Annotated in this window: 3 rRNA genes; all 3 read left to right on the forward strand. The window is 53.8% G+C overall.

The window, feature by feature from the left end:
- Positions 1-41 precede the first annotated feature (41 nt).
- A 16S ribosomal RNA gene (locus B5E75_RS13930) occupies positions 42-1,565 on the forward strand.
- Positions 1,566-1,758: 193 nt separating this feature from the next.
- A 23S ribosomal RNA gene (locus B5E75_RS13935) occupies positions 1,759-4,644 on the forward strand.
- 52 nt (positions 4,645-4,696) lie between these two features.
- Positions 4,697-4,804, forward strand: a 5S ribosomal RNA gene (gene rrf / locus B5E75_RS13940); the annotation flags it as partial.

The following is a 4,804-nucleotide window of genomic DNA, read 5'->3' on the forward strand; positions in this document are numbered from 1 at the left end:
AAGAGTCAAGAAGACATGAAATTGTCTGAAGATAGAAAAGGACAATGGAGAGTTTGATCCTGGCTCAGGATGAACGCTGGCGGCGTGCCTAATACATGCAAGTCGGACGCAATGCTTCGGCATTGAGTGGCGAACGGGTGAGTAAGACATAAGCAACCTGCCCCTGTGAGGGGGATAACTGCTGGAAACGGCAGCTAAGACCGCATAGGCATAGAGGACGCATGTCGACTATGTTAAATATCCCACGGGATAGCACAGGGATGGGCTTATGACGCATTAGCCAGCTGGTGAGGTAACGGCTCACCAGGGCGACGATGCGTAGCCGGCCTGAGAGGGTGGACGGCCACACTGGGACTGAGACACGGCCCAGACTCCTACGGGAGGCAGCAGTAGGGAATTTTCGGCAATGGGCGAAAGCCTGACCGAGCAACGCCGCGTGAAGGAAGAAGTCATTCGTGATGTAAACTTCTGTTATGAAGGAAGAACGGCAGATGGAGGGAATGCCATGTGCGTGACGGTACTTCATGAGGAAGCCACGGCTAACTACGTGCCAGCAGCCGCGGTAATACGTAGGTGGCGAGCGTTATCCGGAATCATTGGGCGTAAAGAGGGAGCAGGCGGCAGTGCAGGTCTGCGGTGAAAGACCGGAGCTAAACTTCGGTAAGCCGTGGAAACCGCACAGCTAGAGAGCATCAGAGGATCGCGGAATTCCATGTGTAGCGGTGAAATGCGTAGATATATGGAGGAACACCAGTGGCGAAGGCGGCGGTCTGGGGTGCAGCTGACGCTCAGTCCCGAAAGCGTGGGGAGCAAATAGGATTAGATACCCTAGTAGTCCACGCCGTAAACGATGAGTGCTAAGTGTTGGGGGTCAGACCTCAGTGCTGGAGTTAACGCAATAAGCACTCCGCCTGAGTAGTACGTTCGCAAGAATGAAACTCAAAGGAATTGACGGGGGCCCGCACAAGCGGTGGAGCATGTGGTTTAATTCGAAGCAACGCGAAGAACCTTACCAGGTCTTGACATGGAGATAAAGGCCCTGGAGACAGGGAGATAGATATATCTCACACAGGTGGTGCATGGTTGTCGTCAGCTCGTGTCGTGAGATGTTGGGTTAAGTCCCGCAACGAGCGCAACCCCTGTTGCCAGTTGCCAGCATTAGGTTGGGGACTCTGGCGAGACTGCCTCTGCAAGGAGGAGGAAGGCGGGGATGACGTCAAATCATCATGCCCCTTATGACCTGGGCTACACACGTGCTACAATGGACGGATCAGAGGGAGGCGAAGCCGCGAGGTGGAGCGAAACCCAGAAACCCGTTCACAGTTCGGACTGCAGTCTGCAACTCGACTGCACGAAGCTGGAATCGCTAGTAATCGCGAATCAGCATGTCGCGGTGAATACGTTCTCGGGCCTTGTACACACCGCCCGTCACACCATGAGAGTTGGTAACACCCGAAGCCGGTGGCCCAACCGCAAGGAGGGAGCTGTCTAAGGTGGGACTGATGATTGGGGTGAAGTCGTAACAAGGTATCCCTACGGGAACGTGGGGATGGATCACCTCCTTTCTAGGGAGAAGAGAAGATGTGGATACTGTTTGGTTTTGAGTGTATCTGTAGAGATGCATTCAAGGCAGGAACATTGAAAACTGAACAGCAAACTTTCTACAAGAAAGCGAAGAAACGAAAGATGAAAGAGATCAGGAAGAAGGTCGAAATCATCTAGTTGCAAACTAAGAAAGCACGAAAAGAGAACACTTTAGGTTAAGCGAAGAAGAGCGTATGGCGGATGCCTGGCCACCAGGAGGCGAAGAAGGACGCAGCAAACGGCGAAACGCGACGGCGAGCAGTAAGCATGCAAGGACCCGTCGATGTCCGAATGGGGGAACCCGTCATCCATGAGGATGACATCGATGAAGAATCGAGGCGATACGCAGGGAACTGAAACATCTCAGTACCTGCAGGAAAGGAAAGTAAGAACGATTCCGTAAGTAGTGGCGAGCGAAAGCGGAGGAGCCCAAACCATCGTATGATGGGGTTATAGGGGTGCCGATAAAGCCTATTTGACATGACAGGAGAAGCGCAGGGGAAGGCGCAGCGAAGAGGGTGAAACTCCCGTATCCGAAGTCGTGGAGGAAGGCGAGGCAGGCCCTGAGTACGTCGGGACACGAGGAATCCTGACGGAAGGATCGAGGACCATCTCGAAAGGCTAAATACTCCCTGGTGAGCGATAGTGGACCAGTACCGTGAGGGAAAGGTGAAAAGAACCCCGGGAGGGGAGTGAAAGAGAACCTGAAACCATATGCTTACAAGAAGTCAGAGCCCGTTAATGGGTGATGGCGTGCCTTTTGTAGAATGAGCCGGCGAGTTATGATGTGGAGCGAGGTTAAGCAGGGGATGCGGAGCCGAAGCGAAAGCGAGTCTGAAGAGGGCGAAAGTTGCATGTCATAGACCCGAAACCGGGTGATCTAGCCATGATCAGGTTGAAGTCGGGGTAAGACCCGATGGAGGACCGAACCGACCCCCGTTGAAACGTTGGCGGATGAATTGTGGCTAGGGGTGAAATTCCAAACGAACCCGGAGATAGCTGGTTCTCCCCGAAATAGCTTTAGGGCTAGCGTCGTCAGGAAGTCGCATGAAGGTAGAGCACTGAATATGTGATGGCCTCATCTCGAGGTACTGAGCATAATCAAACTCCGAATGTCATGAAGACATGGACGGCAGTCAGACCATGGGTGATAAGGTCCATGGTCAAGAGGGAAACAGCCCAGACCATCAGCTAAGGTCCCCAAATACATGCTAAGTGGAAAAGGATGTGGAGATGTACAGACAACCAGGAGGTTGGCTCAGAAGCAGCCATCCTTGAAAGAGTGCGTAACAGCTCACTGGTCGAATGACTCTGCGCCGAAAATTTACCGGGGCTAAGCATGATACCGAAGCTATGGATTTACGATGTAAATGGTAGGGGAGCGTTCCAGACAGCGAAGAAGCGATACCGTAAGGAGTCGTGGAGCGTGTGGAAGAGAGAATGCCGGTGTGAGTAGCGGCACGTGGGTGAGAATCCCACGCACCGGAGACCCAAGGATTCCAGAGGAAGGTTCGTCCGCTCTGGGTAAGTCGGGACCTAAGGCGAGGCCGAAAGGCGTAGTCGATGGACAACGGGTGGAGAATCCCGTACCGGAGTGCAGGCGAGGGAGTGACGGAGAAGGCTAGGACAACCAGCTGACGGAATAGCTGGAGCAAGCGAGGTAGGGGTCATCCAGGCAAATCCGGATGGCATAACCCGAAGGCGTGAAGCGGATGGAACATTGCGATAAGTACAGAAGAGTCTGAAGCCAGCTTCCAAGAAAAGCTTCTAGCATAACTGCATTCTGCCCGTACCGAAAATGGACACACATGGGTAAGGAGAGAATCCTAAGGTGAGCGAGAGAACTATAGCTAAGGAACTCTGCAAAATGACTCCGTAACTTAGGGAGAAGGAGTGCTCAGTGGAAGCTGAGCCGCAGTGAAACGGCCCAAGCGACTGTTTACCAAAAACACAGCTCTCTGCGAAGACGCAAGTCGAAGTATAGGGGGTGACGCCTGCCCGGTGCTGGAAGGTTAAGGGGAGTGGTCAGCGAAAGCGAAGCCATGAACCGAAGCCCCAGTAAACGGCGGCCGTAACTATAACGGTCCTAAGGTAGCGAAATTCCTTGTCAGGTAAGTTCTGACCCGCACGAAAGGCGTAACGATTTGGGCGCTGTCTCGGCTGTAGACTCGGTGAAGTCTTAGTACCTGTGAAGATGCAGGTTACCCGCGACTAGACGGAAAGACCCCATGGAGCTTTACTGTAGCCTGATATTGGACTCTGATGCATGATGTACAGGATAGGTAGGAGGCTGAGATACGGATACGCCAGTATTCGAGGAGCCGACGTTGGGATACTACCCTTGATGCATTGGAGTTCTAACCGGGCCTCATGGAACTGAGGACGGGACAGTGTCAGGTGGGCAGTTTGACTGGGGCGGTCGCCTCCCAAAGAGTAACGGAGGCGCCCAAAGATACCCTCAGCATGGATGGAAACCATGCGCAGAGTGCAAAGGCAGAAGGGTGTTTGACTGCGAGACAGACGAGTCGAGCAGGGACGAAAGTCGGGCTTAGTGATCCGGCGGCACCGCATGGAAGGGCCGTCGCTCAACGGATAAAAGCTACCCTGGGGATAACAGGCTGATCTCCCCCAAGAGTTCACATCGACGGGGAGGTTTGGCACCTCGATGTCGGCTCATCGCATCCTGGAGCTGAAGTCGGTTCCAAGGGTTGGGCTGTTCGCCCATTAAAGCGGTACGCGAGCTGGGTTCAGAACGTCGTGAGACAGTTCGGTCCCTATCTGTCGTGGGCGCAGGAAGTTTGAGGAGAGCTGCCCTCAGTACGAGAGGACCGGGGTGGACGGACCGATGGTGCACCAGTTGTCACGCCAGTGGCACAGCTGGGTAGCCAAGTCCGGAAGGGATAAACGCTGAAGGCATCTAAGCGTGAAGCCCCCTCCAAGATGAGACTTCCCATTCTTCGGAAGGAAGGTCCCTCCAAGACGAGGAGGTAGATAGGTCATGGGTGCAAGCATGGCGACATGCTGAGCTGAATGATACTAATAGACCGAGAGCTTAGCCATAAGAAGTGGGAGGAAGGAAGCTGTTCAGTTTTGAGCGTTCGTGCTCAGATGATCTGGTGGCGAAGGCATGATGGACACACCTGTAACCATGCCGAACACAGAAGTTAAGCATCATAGCGGCGAAGATAGTGGGCAACTGCGACAATAGCACGCTGCCAGT

Origin of the sequence: Massiliimicrobium timonense (assembly GCF_002160865.1) — a bacterium.
In the GTDB taxonomy this organism is placed as follows: domain Bacteria; phylum Bacillota_I; class Bacilli_A; order Erysipelotrichales; family Coprobacillaceae; genus Allocoprobacillus.